At 39.8% G+C, this 24,044-nt stretch carries 16 protein-coding genes and 1 tRNA gene; 12 read left to right on the forward strand and 5 right to left on the reverse strand.

Annotated elements, in window-relative coordinates; genetic code table 11:
* Positions 1-7 precede the first annotated feature (7 nt).
* From AB3G38_RS19335 to AB3G38_RS19370, 8 genes are all read left to right on the forward strand, one after another.
* Positions 8-1,045: a SusE domain-containing protein gene (locus AB3G38_RS19335; protein WP_367865423.1), complete on the forward strand. Its 1,038-nt coding sequence runs from the start codon at positions 8-10 to the stop codon at positions 1,043-1,045.
* A gap of 82 nt (positions 1,046-1,127) precedes the next feature.
* Positions 1,128-2,981: a glycoside hydrolase family 13 protein gene (locus AB3G38_RS19340; RefSeq protein WP_367865424.1), complete on the forward strand. Its 1,854-nt coding sequence runs from the start codon at positions 1,128-1,130 to the stop codon at positions 2,979-2,981.
* A gap of 1 nt (position 2,982) precedes the next feature.
* Positions 2,983-3,663 (forward strand): beta-phosphoglucomutase, encoded by a 681-nt coding sequence (pgmB, locus tag AB3G38_RS19345; protein ID WP_367865425.1) that lies wholly within the window; start codon positions 2,983-2,985, stop codon positions 3,661-3,663.
* Positions 3,664-3,665: 2 nt separating this feature from the next.
* Positions 3,666-5,987 (forward strand): glycoside hydrolase family 65 protein, encoded by a 2,322-nt coding sequence (locus AB3G38_RS19350; protein WP_367865426.1) that lies wholly within the window; start codon positions 3,666-3,668, stop codon positions 5,985-5,987.
* On the forward strand, positions 5,984-7,741 hold the full coding sequence (locus AB3G38_RS19355) for an alpha-amylase family protein (protein ID WP_367865427.1): 1,758 nt from the start codon (positions 5,984-5,986) through the stop codon (positions 7,739-7,741). The genes AB3G38_RS19350 and AB3G38_RS19355 overlap by 4 nt, the downstream gene beginning before the upstream one ends.
* Positions 7,742-7,775: 34 nt before the next feature.
* Complete coding sequence (locus tag AB3G38_RS19360; protein WP_367865428.1) at positions 7,776-9,125, forward strand: MFS transporter; 1,350 nt, start codon at positions 7,776-7,778, stop codon at positions 9,123-9,125.
* A gap of 70 nt (positions 9,126-9,195) precedes the next feature.
* Positions 9,196-10,743, forward strand: coding sequence for a S10 family peptidase (locus tag AB3G38_RS19365; protein WP_367865429.1), 1,548 nt, complete (start codon positions 9,196-9,198; stop codon positions 10,741-10,743).
* A 38-nt stretch (positions 10,744-10,781) separates the two neighbouring features.
* Complete coding sequence (locus AB3G38_RS19370) at positions 10,782-11,744, forward strand: acetyl-CoA carboxylase carboxyltransferase subunit alpha (RefSeq protein WP_367865430.1); 963 nt, start codon at positions 10,782-10,784, stop codon at positions 11,742-11,744.
* Positions 11,745-11,780: 36 nt separating this feature from the next.
* Here AB3G38_RS19370 and AB3G38_RS19375 read toward each other — a convergent pair whose 3' ends face one another.
* On the reverse strand, positions 11,781-12,170 hold the full coding sequence (locus AB3G38_RS19375) for a PD-(D/E)XK nuclease family transposase (protein WP_367865431.1): 390 nt from the start codon (positions 12,168-12,170) through the stop codon (positions 11,781-11,783).
* Entirely contained in the window at positions 12,067-15,135 is a 3,069-nt protein-coding gene (locus AB3G38_RS19380; RefSeq protein WP_367865432.1) for a DUF2723 domain-containing protein, read from the reverse strand. Before AB3G38_RS19380 ends, AB3G38_RS19375 begins: the two co-directional genes overlap by 104 nt.
* 231 nt (positions 15,136-15,366) lie before the next feature.
* Here AB3G38_RS19380 and AB3G38_RS19385 point away from each other — a divergent pair.
* The 4 genes from AB3G38_RS19385 to pth all read left to right on the forward strand — a co-directional run bounded on the left by AB3G38_RS19385 (position 15,367) and on the right by pth (position 17,967).
* Positions 15,367-15,437, forward strand: a tRNA-Gln gene (locus tag AB3G38_RS19385).
* 73 nt (positions 15,438-15,510) lie between these two features.
* On the forward strand, positions 15,511-16,452 hold the full coding sequence (locus AB3G38_RS19390; RefSeq protein WP_068403583.1) for a ribose-phosphate pyrophosphokinase: 942 nt from the start codon (positions 15,511-15,513) through the stop codon (positions 16,450-16,452).
* 229 nt (positions 16,453-16,681) lie between these two features.
* A complete protein-coding gene (locus tag AB3G38_RS19395) occupies positions 16,682-17,260 on the forward strand; it encodes a 50S ribosomal protein L25/general stress protein Ctc (RefSeq protein ID WP_068403580.1) in 579 nt (192 codons plus the stop codon).
* A 146-nt stretch (positions 17,261-17,406) separates the two neighbouring features.
* Entirely contained in the window at positions 17,407-17,967 is a 561-nt protein-coding gene (gene pth / locus AB3G38_RS19400) for an aminoacyl-tRNA hydrolase (RefSeq protein ID WP_367865433.1), read from the forward strand.
* A gap of 9 nt (positions 17,968-17,976) precedes the next feature.
* Here pth and AB3G38_RS19405 read toward each other — a convergent pair whose 3' ends face one another.
* From AB3G38_RS19405 to AB3G38_RS19415, 3 genes are read right to left on the reverse strand one after another with little or no spacing between them, the layout of a single operon-like run.
* Positions 17,977-19,578: a response regulator gene (locus AB3G38_RS19405; RefSeq protein ID WP_367865434.1), complete on the reverse strand. Its 1,602-nt coding sequence runs from the start codon at positions 19,576-19,578 to the stop codon at positions 17,977-17,979.
* Between the two features lie 31 nt (positions 19,579-19,609).
* Positions 19,610-20,440, reverse strand: a complete 831-nt coding sequence (locus AB3G38_RS19410; protein WP_367865435.1) for a protein-glutamate O-methyltransferase CheR — start codon at positions 20,438-20,440, stop codon at positions 19,610-19,612.
* Between the two features lie 7 nt (positions 20,441-20,447).
* Positions 20,448-23,921, reverse strand: a complete 3,474-nt coding sequence (locus tag AB3G38_RS19415) for a response regulator (RefSeq protein WP_367865436.1) — start codon at positions 23,919-23,921, stop codon at positions 20,448-20,450.
* Positions 23,922-24,044 lie beyond the last annotated feature (123 nt).

The following is a 24,044-nucleotide window of genomic DNA, read 5'->3' on the forward strand; positions in this document are numbered from 1 at the left end:
TATAGAGATGAAATCATTATTTATCAAAAGCATGGCTTATAGTTTGTTCCTGCTATTATTTGTATCCTGTAAAAAGGATGAAACTAAAACTGTTGCAAGTACTGGTACTGCACCAGTTTTAACATCTTCACAAAATAACGTGGTCTTAGCAGTGGCCAATTCTGCGCAAACAGCGACAGTATTAAACTGGACTGCTGCTTCATTTGGTTACCAGGCAGGTGTATCTTATACTGTGCAGCTGGATAGTGCGGGGAAAAATTTTGCAAAACCAGCAGAGGTGGCTTTGGCGCAATTACTGACCAAAACATTTACAGTTTTAGAGTTGAATGATATACTTATTCAACTGGGCTTTAAGCCTGATGTGGCCGGTAAACTTGAAATCCGGATTAAAGCGAGTATCGGTGATGCTTATACACCTGCTTATTCTACTGTGACTCCGGTTGTGGTTACGCCATACCAGGTCATTAAGTTAAATCCGGTATTGTATGTGATCGGTGCCTATTCCAACTGGTCTGGCGCAACCGCAGTCACCATCGCTTCTGTTAAAGATGATCAGCAATATGAAGGCTATATCAATTTGCCAGATGCCAGCAATGAATTTAAATTTACTTCTGCTCCTGATTTTAACCATATCAATTACGGTACTTTAAGCCCTGGTACATTTATCGCCGGATCTGGCGATAATCTTAAAGTTACAGGTGCTGGTTATTATTTGCTGAAAGCGGATACAAAAGGATTAACCTGGACAGCTACTAAAACCGTCTGGGCAGTTATTGGCGATGCAACCGGATCATGGGATAATGAAACCCCGATGACGTATGATGCTGCAAATAAAGTATGGACAGTAACAAAAGCTTTATCAGCTGGTGAGTTAAAGTTCAGGGCAAATGGCGGATACACAATTAATTTCGGTGATAATAAACCCGCTGATGGTCATTTAGAATACGGAGGTGATAACATTCCTGTAGCTGCTGCAGGCAATTACAAGATTACTTTGAACTTGAGTGTGCCGGGTAGTTATACGTACACAATTAGTAAACAATAAAAATATTGAAATGCCCTGAATCATCATCAGGGCATTTTATTCGTTAATCCCGATTTTCAAATCCGATCCTAAACTTTTAAAAATGAAGAAACTATTAATTGTACTATTTGTTCTGTTTACTGCAAATGCATGGGCACAGGTAAAACTGGATCATGTAGAACCCATGTTCTGGTGGGCAGGAATGAAAAACCCAAAACTTCAGCTCCTGGTCCATGGTAAAAATATAACTGGCTATAAAGTACAGTTAAATTATCCGGGAGTAAAATTAATAGCAGTTCATCAAGTAGAGAATCCGGATTATTTGTTCATTGATCTGGAAGTTACTGCGGAAGCTAAGGCAGGTAAATTCCCCATCTCTTTTATGGATAAAGGAAAGAAGGTTTCGGCGTATAGTTATGAGCTGAAAAACAGAGACCAGTCGGCTTCAAGAATTCAGGGCGTAACGAATAAAGACTTTATTTATTTGCTGATGCCGGACCGGTTTTCCAATGGAGATCCATCAAATGATGTAGTTAAAGGGCTCGCAGAAACTAAATTCAACCGTGATTCTATGTATTACCGTCATGGTGGAGATATTCAGGGCGTAATCAATCACCTGGATTATTTAAAAGCAACAGGAGTAACAACCATCTGGATGACACCAGAGATAGAAAATGATATGACCTCAGCGTCTTATCATGGTTATGCCGTAACTGATCATTATAAAATTGATCCGCGTTACGGGACTAATGCTTTATATAAAACTTATGTAGACAAGGTGCATGCTAAAGGCATGAAAGTTATTAAAGATATTGTGCATAATCATATCGGAACAGGACACTGGATATTTAAAGATATGCCAATGAAAAACTGGGTGAATCAGTGGCCGGCCTATACACAAACAAGCCACCGTGATGAATCTGTAATGGATCCGCATGCTTCAGCTGCGGACAGGAAAAAACAACTCGACGGCTGGTTTGTACCCAGTATGGCCGATTTGAATGAAAGAAACCCTTATGTGCAAAATTACCTGACTCAAAACCATATCTGGTGGATAGAATATGCTGGAATTGATGGACTAAGGCTGGATACTTATGCTTATAATGATCCGGAATATATGGCGGACTGGGCTTTAAAATTGAAAGCTGAATTTCCTACTTTATCTATTTTCGGAGAGACTCTGGTAAATTCAGTAGCCTCACAGGCTTATTTCACACAAGGAAATACAGTAAACAGAGGTTTTGATACGCATTTACCAGGTGTGACCGATAATATGATGAAAATTGCGGTTTATGAAGCTTTGAATAGTAAAAATGGCTGGACAGATGGTATCTTCAGGTTATATAATGTGGTTTCGCAAGATTTCCTGTATCAGGATCCCACGCGCAACGTTATCTATTGGGATAACCATGATATGAGCCGTTTTTATTCGATGATTCAGGAAGATATGAACAAGTATAAATCTGGTATGGCGATTTTACTGACCATGCGCGGTATTCCTCAGCTATATTATGGAACAGAAATTCTGATGAAGAATTTTTCTGATCCTGATGGTTTGGTCCGTTCGGATTTTCCGGGTGGATGGAAAGGAGATACCGCAGATAAATTTACGGCTGCGGGCCGTACGCCAAAAGAAAATGAAGCCTGGAATTATGTGAGTAAGCTGGCTGTTTACCGGACCAGGAGTGAAGCTCTGCAAAATGGAAAAATGATGCAATTTGTTCCAGAAGATGGTGTGTATGTTTATTTCAGGTATATTACTGAAGGAAAGCAAGGTAAAGACGTGATGGTCATCTTGAATAGCGAAGATAAAGCCAAAACGCTGGATACCTCAAGATTTGCAGAAAGAATGAAAAATACAAGCTCGGCGATCAACGTGATCAGCGGAGCACAAATAAATACAGTGAAGAACATCAGTGTCCCTGCTAAAACAACACTGGTACTAGAATTGAATTAATATGAAAGATACGACTATAGCGTGCATTTTTGATTTGGATGGTGTATTGGTAGATACAGCCGTTTATCATTATCAGGCATGGAAAAAACTGGCTAACTCATTGGGTTTTGATTTTACGGAAGCGCAAAATGAACAGCTGAAAGGTGTGAACAGAATGCGCTCTCTGGATATGATTTTAAACTGGGGAGGGGTAACCAAAACTACTGCCGAAAAAGAAGAACTGGCGACTTTGAAAAATAGCTGGTATGTAGCAATGATTAGTCAGATGTCTGTTTCGGAAGTTTTGCCTGGATCACTGGATTTGTTAAAAGCATTAAAGGCACAGGGGATTAAAATTGCATTGGGGTCGGCAAGTAAAAATTCAGGCTTAATCCTGGAAAGAACGGAGCTGGCACATTTTTTTGATGCCATCGTAGACGGTAATGCGGTAACGACTTCAAAACCTGATCCTGAAGTTTTCATTAAAGGGGCGGAGTTATTAAATGCAGCAGCAGCCGATTGTATCGTTTTTGAAGATGCATCAGCAGGTGTACAGGCAGCAATTGCAGCAAAAATGGCTGTAATTGGTATTGGAACGGAAGAGAATTTGCCGGGTGCGGATGAGTTCCATAAAGACCTTTCAACGGTTACTGTTGAAGAATTGATTAATCTGGTTAAAGAAAAGCACAGCGTAAAAGGGTAAATATGAAGAATTACATAGAAGCAGAAGAGTGGAATATCATAGAGAGTGGTTTTGATCCTCATTTGAATAAGATATCTGAAAGTATATTTAGCCTTGGTAATGGCCGGATGGGTCAGCGCGCAAATTTTGAGGAAACTTACAGTGGTGAATCTTTACAGGGAAATTATGTTGCAGGCGTTTATTATCCGGATAAAACCCGTGTTGGCTGGTGGAAAAACGGATACCCTGAATATTTTGCCAAAGTCTTGAATGCAGCAGACTGGATGGGACTGGAGCTGAAACTGGATGGAGAGGTGTTGGATTTAAGCTCATGTAAAGTAACAGCATTCCAAAGAGTGCTGCATATGAAAGAAGGTTATCTGGAACGTACATTCACTGCCGGACTGGCATCAGGGAAACAAGTAGCGGTAAAAGCCAGGCGGTTCTTTAGTATTGCTAATGATGAGCTGGCAGCTTTACACTATCAATTAACACCACTTAATTTTTCGGGTCAACTGGATTTGACCTCGTTCATTGATGGAGATGTGAAGAACCAGGATTCTAATTATGAAGAGAAGTTTTGGGATGAGGTAAGCAGGGCACAGGACGAAAGTGGTTCTTATTTGACACAACGTACTAAAAAAACAGCTTTTGATGTAATTACAGGTGTCAAAACTGTAGTGCTAAAAAATCGTAAAACGGTTCAGTTGACTATAGATGAACAGCCGCGTGAAAAATATCTTTCAGAAAGCGGATCAGCAGAGCTGACATTAAATGAAGGAATTGATATCTATAAAATAGCAACTAACCTTTCGTCACAAAATTATGCAACTGCTGATTTATTAGCACAGGCTAAAGCAGTAATTGCAGCTGGGGTAGTGAAAGGCTTTGATGAATTGTTAAAGGAACAAGCTGCGGCATGGGCAACGAAATGGCAGGAAGGTGATATTATTATTGAAGGAGATGTGGCTGCGCAACAAGCCATCCGTTTCAATATCTTCCAGCTAAATCAAACTTATACAGGAAAAGATGCAAGGTTAAATATTGGCCCGAAAGGCTTTACTGGTGAAAAATACGGAGGTTCGACTTATTGGGATACAGAAGCTTATTGTATTCCTTTCTACTTATCGACCGCGCCACAGGAAGTTTCTAAAAATCTGCTGGTTTACCGGTATAAGCATTTAGAGAAAGCGATTGAGAATGCAGAAAAGTTAGGCTTTAACAAAGGAGCCGCTTTGTATCCGATGGTGACTATGAATGGAGAGGAATGTCACAATGAATGGGAAATTACCTTCGAAGAGATCCATCGGAACGGAGCAATTGCTTTCGCAATTTTTAACTATATCAGGTATACAGGTGATGCTTCTTATTTGAAAGAATATGGCTTGGAAGTACTCATCGGTATTGCCCGTTTCTGGAAACAAAGGGTGAACTGGAGTGCAGATAAAAAGCAATATGTGATGTTAGGTGTAACCGGACCTAACGAGTACGAAAACAATATCAATAACAACTGGTATACCAATACATTAGCTGCCTGGTGTTTAAAATATGCTATGGAAGCTGCAGGAATTGTGAAGGAAGAATATCCGGAGCAATACCAGCGCATTGTAGCTAAAACATCGTTGGCAGAAGAGAAAGAATTTGCGGACTGGAAGGAAATTTCAGCAAACATTTATCTTCCTTATGACGAACAGCAAGGTGTATTTCTTCAGCAAGATGGATATCTGGACAAAGAGCAAATTCTGGTGAAAGATCTTCCCGCATCAGAGCGTCCATTAAATCAGAAATGGAGCTGGGACAGGATTCTGCGTTCTTGTTATATCAAACAGGCAGATGTTTTACAGGGAATGTATTTCTTTGAAGATGATTATGACCTGGAATCGTTAAGAAGGAATTTTGATTTTTATGAATCGCGAACAGTTCATGAGAGCTCTTTGTCACCTTGTGTACATAGTATATTAGCGGCGAAACTGAATGATGGCGACCGGGCATACGAGTTTTATCTGCGTACTGCGCGTTTAGATCTGGATGATTATAACAATGATACAGAAGATGGTCTGCACATTACTTCTATGGCAGGTACCTGGATGAGTATTGTGGAAGGTTTCGGCGGAATGCGCGTGAAAAATGATACGCTTTGTTTCAATCCATTTCTTCCTGAACAATGGACATCATTCGCGTTTACAATTGGTTTCCGCGGAAATCAGTTCAAAATAAAAATTACTCAGGACGAGATTATGATCAATACAACCAGCAAAGAATTGCTGCACATCAATATATTTAATAAGTTACAGCCTGTACAGGCAGGGGAAACCGTAATTAATTACAGAGGACTATTGGTATGAAAAGCCATTACCGGACTTTAACTGTATTTGTTTTACTGTTTTCAGGATTTATAGATAGAAGTATGGCGCAACAGCAGGAAAAAATAATGATCTATCAGCTTTTGCCAAGGTTATTTGGCAATAAGCAGCAAAGTAATGTTCCTTATGGAACTATTGAGCAAAATGGCAGTGGTAAGTTTAATGACATCACTGCGCAGGCATTGGATGGAATTAAAGAACTCGGGACCACTTACGTTTGGTATACCGGGGTAATTTCCCATGCCACATTAACGGATTACACTCAGGCCGGATTACCTGCTAATAATGCAAGGGTAGTCAAAGGCAGAGCTGGTTCTCCTTATGCAGTCAGAGATTATTATGATGTAGATCCTGATTTATCAGTGAACGTTAACCAGCGGATGGCTGAGTTTGAGGCGCTGATTAAAAGGACGCATGAAAAAGGACTTAAAGTGATTATTGACTTTGTGCCTAACCATGTGGCCCGTCAGTATCAGTCAAAAATGAAACCTGCGGGAATTAAAGATTTTGGCGAGGGTGATGATGTGCATGTGGCATTCAGCCCGGCTAATGATTACTATTATGTGCCCGGACAGGATTTTGTTGTTCCGGCTCCTAAATCAGATCAGCAGACGCCGCTTTCTGTTTTGCAGCAGGCACATTATGCAGAATCACCTGCAAAAGCTACAGGAAACAATGTTTTTTCAGCAAGCCCTTCGGTAGATGACTGGTATGAAACGATCAAGTTAAACTATGGGGTGGATCAGCAGAACGGGGCAAAGGAATATTTTACGCCAACGCCTGCAGTCTGGACTAAGATGAGAGATATTTTGGTTTTCTGGACTTCCAAAGGTGTAGATGGTTTCCGTTGTGATATGGCAGAAATGGTTCCGCTTGCTTTTTGGAACTGGGTAATTCCGGAAGTGAAAAAAGTAAAGCCCGAATTGATTTTTATTGGAGAGGCTTATGATCCTGCTACTTATAAATCATTCTTAACTACAGGCAAATTTGATTATTTATATGATAAGGTTGGTTTGTATGATGGGTTGAAAAAACTGATCAGAAGTGAAGACCAGGCTGATGTGAATGCGATCAGAAAAGTATGGCAGCAGGAAAGTGCTGGCTTTGGAGATCAGATGCTGCGTTTCCTGGAAAATCATGATGAGGAGCGGATTGCTTCTTCAGGTTTTGCCGGGCAGGCAGAGTTAGCGCTGCCTGCGATGGTGGTTTCAGCTACTTTATCTGGCGGCCCAGTGATGACTTATTTTGGCCAGGAAGTGGGTGAGCCGGGAAGAGGTGCAGAAGGTTTTGGTGGAGAGGATAACCGCACTACTATTTTTGATTACTGGGGAATTCCGGAACACCAGAAATGGATGAACGATGGTGCTTTTGACGGTGCCAGATTAGGTGATCAGCAAAAGCAACTTCGTAATTATTATAAAAGACTGCTGCAGTTTGCAGGTAAATCTGAGGCCGTTGCGAAAGGTCAGTTATGGGAAATCCCGGTTGGTGGTAATATGAATAAAAGGATGTACGGTTATGTCCGCTATACGGCAAATCAGCGGTTACTGATCCTGGTAAACTTTGACCGTCATTACAGAATGGAAAGCCAGGTACAGATTCCGGCTGAGATTTTACAAAACCGTCCTTTGACCACTGCTGCAGATCAATTGTCAGACTTAAAGTTAACTGATCTTAAAGATAACACCATACCAATTTGGGTATTGCCAATGCAAGCGCAAATTATAGCATTCTAAACCATTCCTGAACCTTCAAACCAAACAGATCCTTATGGAACAAAATAAAGCCGTTGCCTCCAAACCAAGATTATCTAACGCACAGATATTTAATATGAGTGCTGGGTTTTTCGGAATACAGTTTGGTTTCGCCCTGCAAAATGGAAATGCTTCCAGGATTCTGCAAACTTTTGGTGCAGATGTGGAGCATCTTTCGCTTTTCTGGCTGGCAGCACCTTTAACCGGGATGATTGTGCAGCCAATCATCGGCTATTATAGTGATAAAACCTGGAATCGTTTTGGCAGAAGAAGGCCTTATTTCCTGATCGGAGCCATTTTAACCGCTATCGCATTGATCCTGATGCCTAATTCGGGAACGATGGCTGGTTTCCTTCCGCCTATTATCATCGGGGCAGGAATGCTGATGATCATGGATGCCTCTATCAATGTAGCAATGGAACCTTTCAGAGCATTGGTTGCTGATAAATTACCAGAGAGTCAAAGAAGTTTTGGATTTTCCATGCAGACCTTTTTAATCGGGACAGGGGCCATTTCTGGCTCATGGCTGCCCTATATCTTTTCTGAATATCTGGGTGCTTCGAAAGTTGCAGCTGCGGGACAGGTTCCTCACAATGTGATTTACTCTTTTTATGCGGGAGCTGCGATTTTAATACTGACTATCCTCTGGACAGTTTTGACTACCAAAGAATATCCACCAGAAGAAATGGCTTTATACCATGCTGCGGAGCCGGAAGTGGAAGAGCAAAAGGGATTACTATCTATCCTGACAGATTTTTCTAACATGCCGTTAACGATGAAACAGCTTGGACTGGTTCAGTTTTTCTCGTGGTTTGCCTTATTCTCTATGTGGGTATTTACAACGCCTGCTATTGCGCAACATATTTATAAGGTGCTTCCCGGAGATACTTCTTCGGTGAAATTCGCGGATGCAGGAAACTGGGTTGGTATCCTTTTTGGAGTTTATAACGGGGTTTCTGCTATTTATGCTTTAATTCTGCCGGCAATTGCCAGGGCAACAAGCCGTAAAATGGCACATGCTTTTTCTTTACTGGCAGGAGGGGCAGGTCTGCTTTCTATTTATTTCATTACGAATCCGGATCACCTGATTTATGCTATGATAGGAATTGGTTTGGCCTGGGGAAGTATTCTTTCAATGCCTTATGCCATTTTATCAAGTGCCATACCTCCACGCAAAATGGGCGTTTATATGGGGATATTTAACTTCTTTATCACTATGCCACAGATCGTCAATGGTATTTTCGGTGGACTGATTGTGAAGCAGTTTTACAACGGTGAGGCGATTTATGCGATTGTAATCGCAGGAATATTCATGATCCTGGGTGCGGTTTCCGTCTTATATATCCGCGGAAGCAGGGAAAAGTAACTTTTTTAAGTTATTCCCAATTGTTCTGAACTTATTTTGATATTTAAGGGACCTAAACCATCCCTTTAAAATGAAACTATTTTACACGTTATTCCTTGCTGGATGGTGTATTTGTCAGACGGCAAATGCACAAAAAATGCAGCCTGTCAAATCAATTCCTGAGACTAAGAAGAGTGATACTTCCATAAACACTGAAGTCAATTCCCGAAAAATTGTAACCGAAAGTACAGTAGTTACCCAACATCAGGTGACCATTAAAGGTCAGCGTATTTCTTATAAAGCGGTAACTGGTACTTTGCCGGTTTGGGATGAAACAGGTAAAGCTATTGCAGGTCTGTTTTATACCTATTATGAAAGATCTGATGTCAAAGACAAGGTTAACAGACCATTAGTTATCTCCTTTAATGGCGGGCCGGGTTCCGCTTCGGTATGGATGCACATTGCTTACACGGGGCCTGTATTGTTAAATATTGATGAGGAAGGATATCCTGTTCAACCTTATGGCTACAAAGAAAATAAATCTTCAATTCTGGATGTTGCTGATATTGTTTATATCGACCCTGTAAATACAGGATATTCCAGAGCAATTAATAAAGATATACCAGGCAGCAAATTCTTTGGAGTTAATGCAGATATTAAATACCTCGCAGAATGGATCAATACCTTTGTGACCCGCAACAACCGCTGGGGCTCTCCTAAATTCCTGATCGGGGAGAGTTATGGTACCACCCGTGTTTCGGGGCTGGCACTGGAACTTCAAAATTCACAATGGATGTACCTGAATGGGGTAGTATTGGTTTCGCCAACTACTTTAGGGATAGAAAGAGGTGATGCTTTGTCTGCTGCTTTACGTTTGCCTTATTTCACTGCTACGGCCTGGTATCATAAAGCCTTAAAAACAGATTTACAAGCAAAGACCTTAAGTGCTTTATTACCGGAAGTGGAACAGTTTACAATGAATGAACTGATTCCGGCCCTCGCGAAAGGAAGCCAGCTTGGAGAGGAACAGAAAAAACAGATGGCTGTGAAGATGGCTGCTTTTTCGGGGCTGAGTGAAAAAACGATCCTTCAGCACAACCTGGATGTTCCACCAGGTTTCTTCTGGAAGGAATTACTCCGTGATCAGGGTTTTACTATAGGCCGTCTGGATTCAAGATATCGCGGTATAGATAAACAGGATGCTGGGGAAGATCCTGATTATAATGCAGAACTGAGCTCCTGGTTACATTCTTTTACCCCTGCAATTAATATGTATATCCGCAACGAACTCAATTATAAAACTGATTTAAAGTATAATATGTTCGGCCCTGTTTATCCGTGGGACAATACAGGAAACCGTACGGCTGAGAATTTGCGGGATGCGATGGCGCAAAACCCTTCGCTGCATTTAATGGTACAGTCTGGTTATTTTGATGGGGCTTGTGATTATTTTAATGCAAAATATAATATGTGGCAAATGGATCCTGGAGGTAAGTTGAAAGACAGAATGAGCTGGAAGGGTTATGAAAGCGGCCATATGATGTATTTAAGAAGTGCTGATCTGGAGAAGGGAAATAATGATCTGAGAGATTTTATCAGTAAATCTTTGCCTAAAGCCGGAGCAGCTTCAAAATTTTAGACTTTTATAAATAAAATACCTATTTTTACCGCCCACTTATGGAACAGATAAAAACGTCATTTGATTTTGAAAAACCTATTGCTGAACTGATGCAGCAAATTGAAAAGGTTAAACAGGTTGCTGATAAAACAAAAGTAGATATGTCTGCTACACTGATTGAGCTTGAAGATAAGCTGTCTAAAACGCAGAACGCACTTTATGCAAGTCTTACAGGCTGGCAGGAAGTACAATTGTCACGTCATCCGGAAAGACCACAGACGCTGGACTACATCGAAATGATCTGTGATGATTTTATCGAATTGCACGGTGACCGTACAGTAAGGGATGATAAAGCGATTATTGGTGGTTTCGCTACTATTGATGGAGAAACAGTCATGGTTATCGGTCATCAGAAAGGTAAAAATACTAAAGAACGTCAGTACCGCAATTTCGGAATGGCAAATCCTGAGGGGTACCGCAAAGCCTTAAGGTTAATGCGCCTTGCAGAGAAATTCAATAAACCAGTTATTTCTTTCATTGATACGATGGGTGCTTACCCGGGTATTGAGGCAGAAGAGCGTGGACAGGGAGAGGCTATTGCCAGAAACCTGATGGAAATGTCTGTATTGAAAGTGCCTATCATCTGTTTGATTATTGGTGAAGGTGCATCTGGTGGTGCATTGGGTATAGGTATTGGTGATAAAGTATACATGCTGGAGCATACGTGGTATTCGGTAATTTCTCCGGAATCATGTTCTTCAATTTTATGGCGCAGCTGGGATTTCAAAGAGAAAGCAGCAGAATGCCTGAAACTGACGTCAAAAGATATGTTAAAGAATAAACTGATCGACGGTGTAATTAAAGAACCGCTGGGAGGTGCACATCAGAATCCTGCAGCTATGGGCGAAACGCTGAAGGATCAGATTCTGAAAGACATCAAAGCATTAGGAAAAGAGAAAACTGAAAAGATGATCGCTAACAGAATTGATAAGTTCTGTGCAATGGGCGTAGTCGCAGAATAAATTCAATTCCATGCTTAAAGAAAAAGGCTCAGTTACTTAATCAGGTAGCTGAGCCTTTTTCGTGGTTAAAGACTTTCTATTTCTTCCATTGAAAGTGCAGTAAACGTCCAGCTTAGTTTCCGGTTCATCTTCTTTCTTTTCAAATTTAGGTAGTTCCAAAACCTTAAATCCCAGTCTATTGTGGAATATTTTGCCTGTACCGGTGTTGGTCAATGAAATACTTTGTAAATAATGGTCACTCAGGCAATTCTTTTCCCCAATAAAAAAGGGTTGTACCCTATGAATGATACAACCCTTTTTTTTTACTGATAAGCTATTGCTATTATTCTTCCGGAGCTTGTGGGGCAGGTGCTTGTTGTTCTTCCTGAGCTTGCTGTGCAAAGTAGACCGAGAATCTTGATTCAAGACCCTGGAACTGTTGTGCAAGTTTCTGAGAAAGCTTCGTTTGCTTTTTCTCTGCCGTAGTTTTAACCATCTGGTTAAGGAACTGCAAACCTAACTGAACATTCTGTCCGCCAACGAACCTGTTTTTGCTTTTGGATATATCTGCCAGGTAAGTCAATTCTTTCTGAATGTAGTCTGCAGATTTTTCAATCAGCATATTTGCCTTGTTCGTATCTCCTAAAGTATACAGGTTTTCTGCAAGGAAATAAACACCCATCATAGAACGCATACCGTAAAAACGATCAGGCATCACTTCGAAATAACGGGCAGCTACCTTTTTCGCATCAGCAATTTTTCCTTCTTTAATCAATCCGGAGATTGTAGTATTGAACACATTGTTAAAGATGGAGATATCATCCGATGACTGCGGATCAAGGTAGCTCGCGTTTTTAACATTACCCCATTTGAATTTGGTGTACATGTTATGGTAAAGGATATCTGTATTCACTAAATCTCCTCTGCTTGATGCTGAATCCGTTTTAAGCGGTAGTAAGCGCATCGCAAGACCTTCTGTATATAAATAGTTGTCTAAACCGTTAAATTGGTCTGAAGGAACAGTACTTGCAAAATAGATAGGTCTCTTCCAGTTGTTATGTACCAGGATGTCCAGCATAGCCAGTGTGCCTTTAGTCACATAACTCTTGTTGAATTTCCATTCCATCACAGGAGTGATTTTTGAAGCATCAGCTGCTTTAACTGTTCCTGTTTTGATTACATCTTCAGGGTTGATGGTCAGTTTGAAGTTTTTAGTCGGGATAAAATTCTCTTTAGTTCCGTTTTGCAATGGGATTTTATCATCGTCATCATCTGATAATAAGACATCAAGAATGTTTTTCAATTCCACTGAACCTGCAAGTTTATAATCCTGGTAGTACATTACATCTCTTACCCCTTGTACATACTGAGAAGGTTTCATGCTGATCGGAAGCGGAGCAGATTCATTTTGCTTACGTTTCATACCGTCAATATACCAGTCTGTATCAAATAAACTCAGGTTAACCAGTCTTACATCCGGTCTCACATTTTCAACTTCCTGGATATACCAAAGCGGATAAGTATCATTATCACCGTAAGTAAACAGAATTGCATTAGGCGCGCATGATTCCAGATAATCAACTGCAATATCATGTGCAACCATTTTCTCTGAACGGTTATGTGCTTTCCATCCTTGCGCACCCATAATTACCGGACCTGCAAATAAAGAGATGGTTGTAGCTGCAATAGCACCGTTTTTCGGCGTAAATTTACTGAATACCCATTCCTTTAAGGCCAGTACTCCGAAACCGATCCAGATGGCAAAGGCATAGAAAGATCCTGCATAAGCATAATCACGCTCTCTTGGCTCCAGTGGTTTCTGATTCAGATATAATACGATGGCAAGACCTGTAAAGAAGAATAACAACCCCACAATACCAGCATCTTTTTCATTGCGTTTGAAATGCCATACTGCGCCTAATAACCCTAAGATCAATGGAAGGAAGAAAAAACGCGTATAAGCACTGCTTTCTACAATAGAAGGAGGCAGGTGACTCTGGTCACCCAGCATCATTGCATCAATAGGTTTAATCCCACTTAAAAACTGTCCCTGGTAAATACCAGCACCCTGGTCATCATTCTGGCGGCCCACAAAGTTCCACATGAAATAACGCATGTACATATTACCAATCTGGTATTTAAACAGGTAAGAAACATTGTCGAAAATACCAGCAAAGTGTGTATCATCAAAACCCATTAAGCTTTTATATTCCTGTACGTGTCTTGGATCATCGCTATACATTCTTGGGAAAGGGGTTGTTCTGTCATACTCATAGTCAGTTTTTTTACCGGCAACTTCGTATTTGGTATCCCCTTTTCTGTAAATGTTTTTACCTTCTTTCAAGCTGACTTTTTCAGAGTTATAATTAGGACCGAATAATAATGGTCTGTCTCCATATTGCTCTCTGTTTAAATAACTTAAAAATGAGAAAGCATTGTCAGGGTTACTGTTGTTCAGGTTAGGGCTGGCTTTAGCTCTGATAATAATCATCGCAAAAGAACAGTATCCGAAAATAATCAGTACGGTGGAAAGTAAAGCCAGGTTTAAGAACTTGTTACGGTGTTTAATCGAATACATGATTCCCCAGGTCAGTGCTCCGATTAAAATCGCAGCGAAAAAGACCACACCAGTTCCGAATCCCATTCCTAAAGTGTTAACGAAGAACAAATCGAAGTAAGCACCAAAAGAAACCACATACTGGATAATACCATATTGAACAAAGGCAAGGATCAGGACCCCTACGATAAAGGTTTTAATGATACCGAAGTTTGTTGGTTTTGGTGTTTTCTTGAAATAATATACAAAGGCTATCGCAGGGATAGTCAATAAGTTTAATAAGTGAATACCGATGGATAAACCCATGATATAAGCAATAAACAATAACCACCTGTCTGCGCGGGGCTCATCAGCATGTGCTTCCCATTTCAGGATACCCCAGAATACAATTGCTGTAAACAGAGAGGAAAGTGCGTATACTTCCGATTCTACTGCAGAGAACCAGAAACTGTCTGAGAAGGTATAGGCCATTGCACCGACAACTCCTGCACCCATTACAGTGATCAGGTTTCCGATAGTCAGGTCTGACTCAGTTTTAATGACCATCTTTTTAGCCAGCGCAGTAATTGTCCAGAATAAAAATAGGATCGTAGCCGCACTTGCAAGAGCAGAACCCACATTCATGAAATAAGCTATTTTATGAATATCGCCAAATGCAAAGATTGAGAAGAAGCGCTGAATCATTAAGAACAAGGGCGCACCTGGTTGGTGAACAACCTGCATTTTAAGTGCAGATGCTATAAACTCCCCACAGTCCCAGAAACTTACGGAAGGTTCTAAGGTGAGTATATAGGTGAGGGCCGCCAGGATAAAGCACATCCATCCTGTAAGGTTATTAATTTTAGTATAATTCATTTCTTTCTTAAATATAAAATGTGGCTTTTAAAAATGCAGCCGAAAATAATCAAATAGATTGATAATAGTACATATATACAACTACATTAACAAATTTTAATGTGTTAAAGGGGTTTAAAGGCTGTTTTTAAAAATATTTTATTTTTTTTTGCGGAAGATTTGCATTTATCAAAAAGCTGCGTATATTTGCATTCCCAAACGAAACAACTCATGGTTATTTCTACGGAAGATTGCCCGATAGTATAAAGGTAGTACAACGGTTTTTGGTACCGTTTGTCTAGGTTCGAATCCTGGTCGGGCAACTAAACAATATATCGGATTGTGAGTAATCACAATCCGATTTTTTCGTAACCCAGCATTGATACCCGTCTAATCATGCCCTTGCAATTTAATCCCGTTAAACTTTTCGCCGGAACCGGTACAAAAGCATTAGCACACAAAATTGCCGAAAGTTACGGCAAACCACTCGGTAATGTAACCTTAAGCAGGTTTAGCGATGGTGAGTTTCAGCCTTCTTATGATGAAACTGTAAGAGGATGTGATGTATTCCTGATCCAGTCTACCTACCAGCCTTCTGATAATTTAATGGAACTTTTGTTGATGATTGATGCCGCAAAGAGAGCTTCTGCGCATTATATCACTGCTGTTGTTCCTTATTATGGTTTGGCCAGACAGGACAGAAAAGATAAGCCAAGAGTTGCTATTGGCGCAAAGTTAGTGGCTAATTTGTTGAAATCTGCTGGTATACACCGTATTATGACGATGGACCTGCATGCAGCACAGATACAAGGCTTCTTCGATATTCCTGTAGATCACCTGGATGGTTCGGTAATCTTTGTTCCTTATATCAAAAGTTTAGGCCTGGAAAATCTGACTATTGCTTCTCCGGATATGGGTGGATCATACAGAGCGCGTACTTTTGCAAAATTCTTTAACGCAGAGGTTGTTATTTGTGATAAACGACGTAAACGTGCCAATGAAATTGAGTCTATGTCAATCATTGGGGATGTAACAGGGATGGATATTGTTTTAATTGACGATATTTGCGATACTGCAGGAACATTGGCTAAAGCTGCGGCTTTAATCATGGAAAAAGGTGCAAAAAGTGTAAGAGCAGTTTGTACACACCCGGTATTATCTGGTAAAGCTTATGAGACTGTAGAGAACTCTATGCTTACCGAACTGATTGTAACGGATACTATTCCTTTAAAGCAGGAAAGTCCAAAAATAAGAGTACTGAGTACGGCCAGTTTATTTGCGAAGGCAATTGCCAATGTAAATGAACATGGATCAATCAGTGATCTGTTTAGAGTTTAATATTAATAACAAATAAATATAAAACAAGATGAAACCTGAATGGTCCGCAAGACCATGAAAGCTTCATCACCATTAAAAAACAAATTAAAAACAAGATGAAACCTGAATGGTCCGCAAGACCATGAAAGCTTCATCACCATTAAAAAACAAATTAAAAACAAGATGAAACCTGAATGGTCCGCAAGACCATGAAAGCTTCATCACCATTAAAAAACAAATTAAAAACAAGATGAAAATAATCGCAATTAGCGGTTCTCCAAGAGAGAACGTAGGGAAACGCGATGCTAAAGAGCTTCGCTATGAAGGTAAAGTTCCTGCAGTATTGTATGGTGGTAAAGAACAAGCACATTTTGCTGTAGTGATTACAGAATTAAAAGATGCTATTTACACTCCTGAAGCAAACTTTTTAGAAATTGATATCAATGGTACAAAAACCAAAGCAATCATAAAAGAGTTACAATTTCACCCATTAACAGACGTATTATTACACGTAGATTTTCTTCAGTTATTTGATGACAAAGAAATCGTTATGGAAATTCCGGTAAGATTAGAAGGAACTTCTCCAGGTGTTAAAATGGGTGGTAAATTAGTTCAGAAATTACGTAAACTTCGTGTTAAATCTTTCCCGAAAGATATGCCACAAGTTGTTGACGTTAGTATTGCTAAATTAGAAGTAGGTAATTTATTCCGTGTACGTGACCTTGCAAAAGCAGCATACACTATTACTAACACTCCAGAAGATACAATCGTTTCTGTTGGTATGTCAAGAGCTCTTAAACAAGCTGAACAACAAGCAGGTAAAAAATAAGCTGAACTATAGCTTAACAGAAAGCAGCACTGAATTTCAGTGCTGCTTTTTTTATGCCTTAACTTTTCATCATTGGCGGGTTTGCTCCTATATGCGGGTACGATTTCATAGAAACTGTTATCTTTGCGGGAAAGAAAGAGTGATACATGAAATATTTGATAGTTGGGCTGGGAAATATAGGATCAGAGTACGTGGGTACCAGACATAATATAGGATTTGAAATTGCAGATGAACTGGTTAAACAGCTTGGAGGTTCCTTTTCTAATATACGTTTAGCTTATTATTCAGAAGTATCCTGGAAGGGCAAAAAACTGCATGTAATCAAACCAACTACCTATATGAATTTAAGTGGAAGAGCAGTCAATTACTGGATGCAGGAATTGAATATTCCACTGGAAAATGTGTTGGTTATTGTAGATGATATTGCACTTCCGCTAGGCAAGCTGAGACTCAAATTAAAAGGGAGCAGTGCCGGACATAACGGGTTGAAAAGTATAGAAGCCAGCTGCGGAAGCCAGGATTATCCAAGATTACGTTTTGGCGTAAGTGATAATTTTGCAAAGGGCAGACAAGCTGATTATGTGCTGGGTGGATTTGATAAAGATGAGTTACCTGAATTGCCTGCATTGGTTGAAAGAAGTGTAGCACTGATCCAGAGTTTTGTAACTGCAGGGCCAGCGCATACCATGACTGCTTTTAATAAATAATTAAATTGCTTAAAGCATTAATGCTTTCTTATCCACAAAATGGGTGATTTTTTCATGTAATAAGCGAAGTTCAAAAGGTTTACTCAACACATCGTTTGCACCGGCATCAATTGCTGCTTTTTTATCATTTTCCATAACTGCTGCTGAAAAAGTGATAATAGGAATATCTTTTTTACCTGGTATATAATCATTTCTGATCAGTTTCGTTGCTTCCAGTCCGCTCATTACTGGCATAAAGGTATCCATCAGAATAAGATCGTAATTGTTGTCTCTGAGTTTATCCAGTACCTCCTGTCCGTTTTCAGCAAAATCGGCAATCACCTCCCAGTCTTTCATAATCTTAATGATCAGGAATTTGTTAATCGGGTTATCTTCGGCAACCAGAATTCTTACATTGGTAAAAGGTAAAAGTTTGTCCAGATGTTTCTCTTTCGGCTCTGGAACATCCTGCAGGACTTCATACCAATTGACAAAACAGAAAGTACTTCCCTGGCCTTCGCAACTATCAACAGTCAATACACCACCTTTCAGACGAGCCAGATTTTTAACAATAGAGAGCCCAAGCCCTGTACCTCCAAAGTTCATGGTGGTACTCTCTTCTGCCTGTTCAAAGGTTTCAAAAATCTTCTCGATCTTATCTGTAGGGATACCAATTCCTGTATCGGTTACAGAGAACTTGATTTGCAGGTTATTTCCTTTGCGGTTCAGTATTTCTACTTTCAGCGTAACGCTACCTTTATTGGTGAATTTAATCGCATTGCCAATCAGGTTCATCAGGATCTGATTCAACCTTAAAGAGTCGGCAGATACGTTTTTAGGCAGATCCGGATCGAAGGAAGTAATCAGTTCCAGATCTTTTTCTTTCGCCCTTATACTTAAAAGATTGATTACCGCATGGCAAACTTCTACCAGGTCGGTCCCGGAGCGGTTAATCTTGAACATTCCCGCATCAATCTTCGATAAATCAAGAATATCATTAATAACACCTAACAGCGAATTAGAAGAGATTTGCAGCAGCGAAATCATCTCGTTCTGCTCAGGAGTAAGTGTTGTCTTTTCCAGTAAATTGGCCAGACCGATAATACCATTGATAGGGGTACGGATTTCATGGCTCATATTGGCCAGGAAATTCTCTTTTATTTTTTTTCCCTGTTCAGCGAGTTCTTTTGCTTTAATCAGCTCTTTCTGATAAGCTTCAAGCTCTTTATTCTTTTTAATAATATCTCTTTGTGTTCTTACAAATTGTAAAAAGGAATCCACTTTCGCAGAGGTCACATAAGGGTTCAATGGTTTATACAGGTAATCGACTGCTCCTGCATTCAGTCCTTTTACCGCATATTTGGCATCCGTTGAAATAGCGGTAACAAAAATAACAAGGATATCTTTTGTTCTGGGATTACTTTTCAGGATTTCTACCAGTTCAAAGCCATCCATCTCAGGCATCTGTACATCCACTAACGCAATGGCTATATCCATCTCCCAGGCAAGTCTTAAGGCTTCGTTAGGCAGGGTAGTAGAAACCAGATTTACATCATGTCTTTCCAGCAAGGCTTCCAACGCTATTATGTTCTCGGGTCTGTCATCGACAATAAGAATATTAATCTTTTCCATAATTTTTAAGGGAGTATCTTTCTGAAAAGACTTATGCTATTTTTTGGTAAATATTGTTTTTTTTATCCACGACCCTGAAACGGCCAATTTCTGAACTTCTCAGTGTTTCTTTGGAGCCTAAACAAAGAAAGCCAAAGTTAGCTAAACTATTGTAAAAAAGGTCAATCACCTTTTTTTGAAGAGCCGTATTGAAGTAAATCAGCACATTACGGCATGATATCAACTGAAACTCATTAAAGACTCCGTCCGATGCCAGGTTGTGTGCTGAAAATAACATATTCTTTTTTAAAGAATGATTAATTGATGCTGCTCCGTACCGTGCCGTATAATAATCTGCAAGGGTATGTAATGCCCCGGTTTTCTGATAGTTCTCTGAATAATGTTTCATCTTCTGCAAGTCGTATATCCCATTTTTAGCAAACTCTAAAACATCAGCATTAATGTCAGTTCCGTAGAAAAAACTCCGTTCATATAGATGCTGTTCAGCAAACAGAATCGCAAATGAATAAAGTTCTTCTCCTGTTGAACAACCCGCATTCCATACTTTAATCCTTTGATAAGATCTCAGGTAAGGAATGACATGTTCAGCAACAGATTTATAAAAAACCGGGTCCCTGAACATTTCGGTTACGTTCACGGTAACTTCAATCAGAAAATATTCAAAGTAGTCATGGTCATTAGTTAATAATGTACGTAATTCAAACAAACTTAGTTGTTGTAATTGCATAATTCTTGTCACTCTTCTTTTGAGCGAGGCGGCAGAGTAATCACTAAAGTCAAATCCATGAATATTGTAGATGAAATTAGTGAGGCTTTCCAGCTCTTCATAGCTGATTATATCTTCCGGGTTTCCTGCGGGCATACTCATCTTAACTTAACCAGACTCTTAACATAGATAATAACTGATCAATATCCACGGGTTTGGCTATATAGTCATTTGCTCCGGCTTCAATACATTTTTCGCGGTCATTTTTCATCGCTTTAGCAGTTAATGCTATAATTGGTAGTTTTTTATATTCCCGCTTTTCCCTGATCGTTCGCATTGCTTCATAACCATCCATCTCAGGCATCATAATATCCATCAATATCAGGTCAATATTTGCTGTCTCTCCGAGCTTTTCGATGGCTTCCCTGCCATTGTTGGCAATCACAATATTAATATCGTAAACCTGCAAGGCACTGGATAAAGCAAAGATATTCCGCATATCATCATCCGTAATCAGGATCGTTTTGTCTTTCAATACTTTCTCTATCGTAGAAACAGTTTTGTTTTTTGCAGATCCTTTAGCGGAAGTCTGGAAGTTGTCCTGTTTTTTTAATTTATTCATGAACAGACTTACTTCGTCAATCAACCTGTCATTAGATTTATTTGACTTTAAGACCATGGCCTCAGAGTATCTCATGATATGCGCAATCTTATCCTGATCGAGTTCCATTGCCGTATTGATAATCACAGGAATATGGGTGAACCTATCCTGTGTTTTAATCTGATCGAGTAAATCAAAACCAGACGCGTCAGGAAGATTTAAGTCCAGAATGATACAATCAAATGTTCGGTTCTCCAGCATGTCCAATGCTTCCTGGCCAGTAAAGGCCTGTGCTACTTCAATCCCTTTTTCTACCAGCTGCTCTTTAACAGCAAGACTTTGCAGTTCATGATCTTCAATAATCAGTACAGTCTGGAAGTTATATAAAATATGACCCGAATTTAAAACTGAGAAAGCATGGTCCAGCTGATCTTGCTCAATTGGTTTTTTCAGGAATCCAATCGCTCCTTCTTTTAAAGCTTTTTCTCCTTTAACTTCGCCAGCAGACATCATATGAATCGGGATTTGTTTGGTTTGCGGATTGTCTTTTAATCTTTTCAGGATACTCCACCCATCCATTACTGGTAGCATGACATCCAGAATTATCGCATCCGGAAGCTCTTTTACAGCCATTTCCAGCCCCACATCACCACTGTGCGCCAGTAAAGGTTCAAAACCTTTTTCAATTGCATAATCTTTCAGCACATCAGCGAAAACCAGGTCGTCTTCCACGATTAATAAGGTTTGTTTTCTGTTCTTATTTACAGGGGTTAAAATTGGTTTTTCCGAAATAAATGGCATGACAACCGGTTCAGGTTGGGGGGCAGCTTCCTGTTCAGGAAACTGATGTGCTACTGGCAGATAAAGTGTAAAACAACTTCCAATACCTGTTCCGCTGCTGACCTGAATCTCTCCGCCTAAAATATTGGCGAGCTCTTTACTGATAGAAAGGCCAAGTCCTGTACCTCCGTACTTTCTGCTGGTTGTGCCATCAGCCTGTTTAAAGGCTTCGAATATTAGTTTTTGTTTGTCCTGCGGAATACCTATTCCAGAATCTTTAACACTGAAGGAGATAATCTGCTGTTTACTGTTTTGAAGATTCTCCGAGTAATATTGGAGTTGCTGATCCGCCATATCAATTTCCAGTTTAATCTCCCCGTTTTCCGGTGTGAATTTAAAGGCATTTGATAAGAGATTTTTGATGATCTGTTCTGTTCTTGATAAATCAGTGAGGACACGCTCTGGCAGATCCTGACCCAGAATAACCTGGTAATCTATCTTTTTGCTTCTGGCAATCTCCGTAAAGAGAGATTCCATATTTTGCTGGATCTCCTGAGGTCTGACCGGTTCTATATCCAGATCTACCTTTCCGGATTCGATTTTAGACAGATCAAGAATATCATTAATTAAAGTCAGCAGATCACTTCCTGCATTATGGATAACCCCGGCGTATTTAAGTTGTTCTTCATTTAAGTTTTCCGGTCTGTTTTCCTTTAAGATTCTTGCCAGGATCAGGATACTATTCAGCGGAGTTCTTAATTCATGGCTCATATTGGCCAGGAATTCTGATTTATATTTGCTGGATACTTCGAGTTCTTCCGCCTTTAAACTCATGGCCTCTCTGGCTTCATTGACAGAGATATTCCTTTCTTCGAGCAAGCTGGCTTTTTCTTCCAGTTCGGCATTGGTTTGACGAAGTTCTTCCTGTTGTACTCTAAGCTCCTCCTCAGAAGCCTGTAATTCTTCAGATTTATGAATCAGCTCTTCATTGGTGGTACGCAGCTCTTCCTGCTGGCTTTCCAATTCTTCTGCCTGTTGCTGGGTCTGCATAAACAGTTCGTGTAATTGCGCCCTTGCTACTGCACTATTGATTCCAACCCCTATACTTTCGGTAATGGTACTTAATAAACGGTTTATAATTTCATCCGGTTTGGCAGAAAGTCCCAGTTCGATTACTGCAATAGTTTCTTCTTCAAAAAGAACAGGAAAGATAAGTATGGTTTTTGGTGTTGTATCGCCCAAACCTGAAGATATTTTCAGGTAATCTGGTGGTACATTGTCGAGTTGTTTGCTGCGTTTTTCTAAGGCAACCTGGCCAACAAGACCTTCACCAAGCTGAATTTCCTTTAATTTTCCTTTTTTCTCCTGGCAGGCATAACTTCCGCTTAATTTTAAAATTTGTTTTTTGGGATCGAAGAGATATAAAGCACCTACTGAGGCAGATAAATAGGTACACAGTTCAGTAATAATATGCGTGGACAATTCGTCGGTTTCCTGTTCTCCGCGCATAGATTCATTGATCACAGATGCGCCGGATAATAACCAGTTCTTTTGTTTATTTTCTTCTGATAGTGCCTTTAACTGAGCATTGTTTTCTCTGATTTTAATTTCAGTTAGCGTCTGTTCATCGAATGTTCTTTTAATGAAGCTGAACAGGTATAAAATCAATCCTAAAATAATTACTGAACTGACCACGACAATAAAGGTAGACTGTAATGTACTCTTCTCCCTTTTTTCTTTTCTTATAGCAAGAAGTTCATGCTCTGCATGAATAGCTGTATTATTCAGCCTGAGCATATTTGTTTTAAATAGTTTTCCCTTATCAGTCAGAACTATTTGAACCGCTGCTTCTTTACCCAAAGTATTATTGGCCTGAAGGATGTCTTCCATATCCCTGATCTTTTGAACAGCGTAAAATTCAAGGGAGTCGAGCCTTTGCTGCTGGATTGGGTTATCAACTGTCAGCTTCTGCATTTTCTTAATCTTAGGCAGGATCTGATTAATGTTTTTATTGTAAAATTCCAGGTATTGGCTACGCTGGGTAATGATATAACCTCTCAAAGAGGTCTCAGCATTCAGCACTTTCAATTCAATATCCTGTGCAACATCAATGACATCATAAGTATGGTTTTCCCATTTTGAATCTTCGTCCATCAGCTTGATGCTGTAATAGGAAGTAACTGCAGAAAGCAGAACAAATAGCAGGGAAATAACAAAACCTGTTAATACCTGTTGTTTAAACGTTAATTTGAACATATGTAGTTAGAAATTCGGATAATTAAAATCTTTAGTATTCAGGATTTATGCTTCATCTAAAAATATAAATATAAACTGACACTATTGAATACAAGACAATTATACTGATAAATACGCATCCCA

The organism is Pedobacter sp. WC2423 (assembly GCF_040822065.1).
Taxonomy (GTDB): Bacteria; Bacteroidota; Bacteroidia; order Sphingobacteriales; family Sphingobacteriaceae; genus Pedobacter.

Bases quoted from the DNA above. Each gene is read 5' to 3' on its own strand.
- pth (WP_367865433.1), top strand. From the start codon at position 17,407: ATGAAATATTTGATAGTTGGGCTGGGAAATATAGGATCAGAGTACGTG.
- AB3G38_RS19365 (WP_367865429.1), top strand. From the start codon at position 9,196: ATGAAACTATTTTACACGTTATTCCTTGCTGGATGGTGTATTTGTCAG.
- AB3G38_RS19390 (WP_068403583.1), top strand. From the start codon at position 15,511: ATGCCCTTGCAATTTAATCCCGTTAAACTTTTCGCCGGAACCGGTACA.
- AB3G38_RS19355 (WP_367865427.1), top strand. From the start codon at position 5,984: ATGAAAAGCCATTACCGGACTTTAACTGTATTTGTTTTACTGTTTTCA.
- AB3G38_RS19415 (WP_367865436.1), bottom strand. From the start codon at position 23,921: ATGTTCAAATTAACGTTTAAACAACAGGTATTAACAGGTTTTGTTATT.
- AB3G38_RS19370 (WP_367865430.1), top strand. From the start codon at position 10,782: ATGGAACAGATAAAAACGTCATTTGATTTTGAAAAACCTATTGCTGAA.
- AB3G38_RS19335 (WP_367865423.1), top strand. From the start codon at position 8: ATGAAATCATTATTTATCAAAAGCATGGCTTATAGTTTGTTCCTGCTA.
- pgmB (WP_367865425.1), top strand. From the start codon at position 2,983: ATGAAAGATACGACTATAGCGTGCATTTTTGATTTGGATGGTGTATTG.
- AB3G38_RS19405 (WP_367865434.1), bottom strand. From the start codon at position 19,578: ATGGAAAAGATTAATATTCTTATTGTCGATGACAGACCCGAGAACATA.
- AB3G38_RS19395 (WP_068403580.1), top strand. From the start codon at position 16,682: ATGAAAATAATCGCAATTAGCGGTTCTCCAAGAGAGAACGTAGGGAAA.
- AB3G38_RS19340 (WP_367865424.1), top strand. From the start codon at position 1,128: ATGAAGAAACTATTAATTGTACTATTTGTTCTGTTTACTGCAAATGCA.
- AB3G38_RS19360 (WP_367865428.1), top strand. From the start codon at position 7,776: ATGGAACAAAATAAAGCCGTTGCCTCCAAACCAAGATTATCTAACGCA.
- AB3G38_RS19410 (WP_367865435.1), bottom strand. From the start codon at position 20,440: ATGCCCGCAGGAAACCCGGAAGATATAATCAGCTATGAAGAGCTGGAA.
- AB3G38_RS19380 (WP_367865432.1), bottom strand. From the start codon at position 15,135: ATGAATTATACTAAAATTAATAACCTTACAGGATGGATGTGCTTTATC.
- AB3G38_RS19350 (WP_367865426.1), top strand. From the start codon at position 3,666: ATGAAGAATTACATAGAAGCAGAAGAGTGGAATATCATAGAGAGTGGT.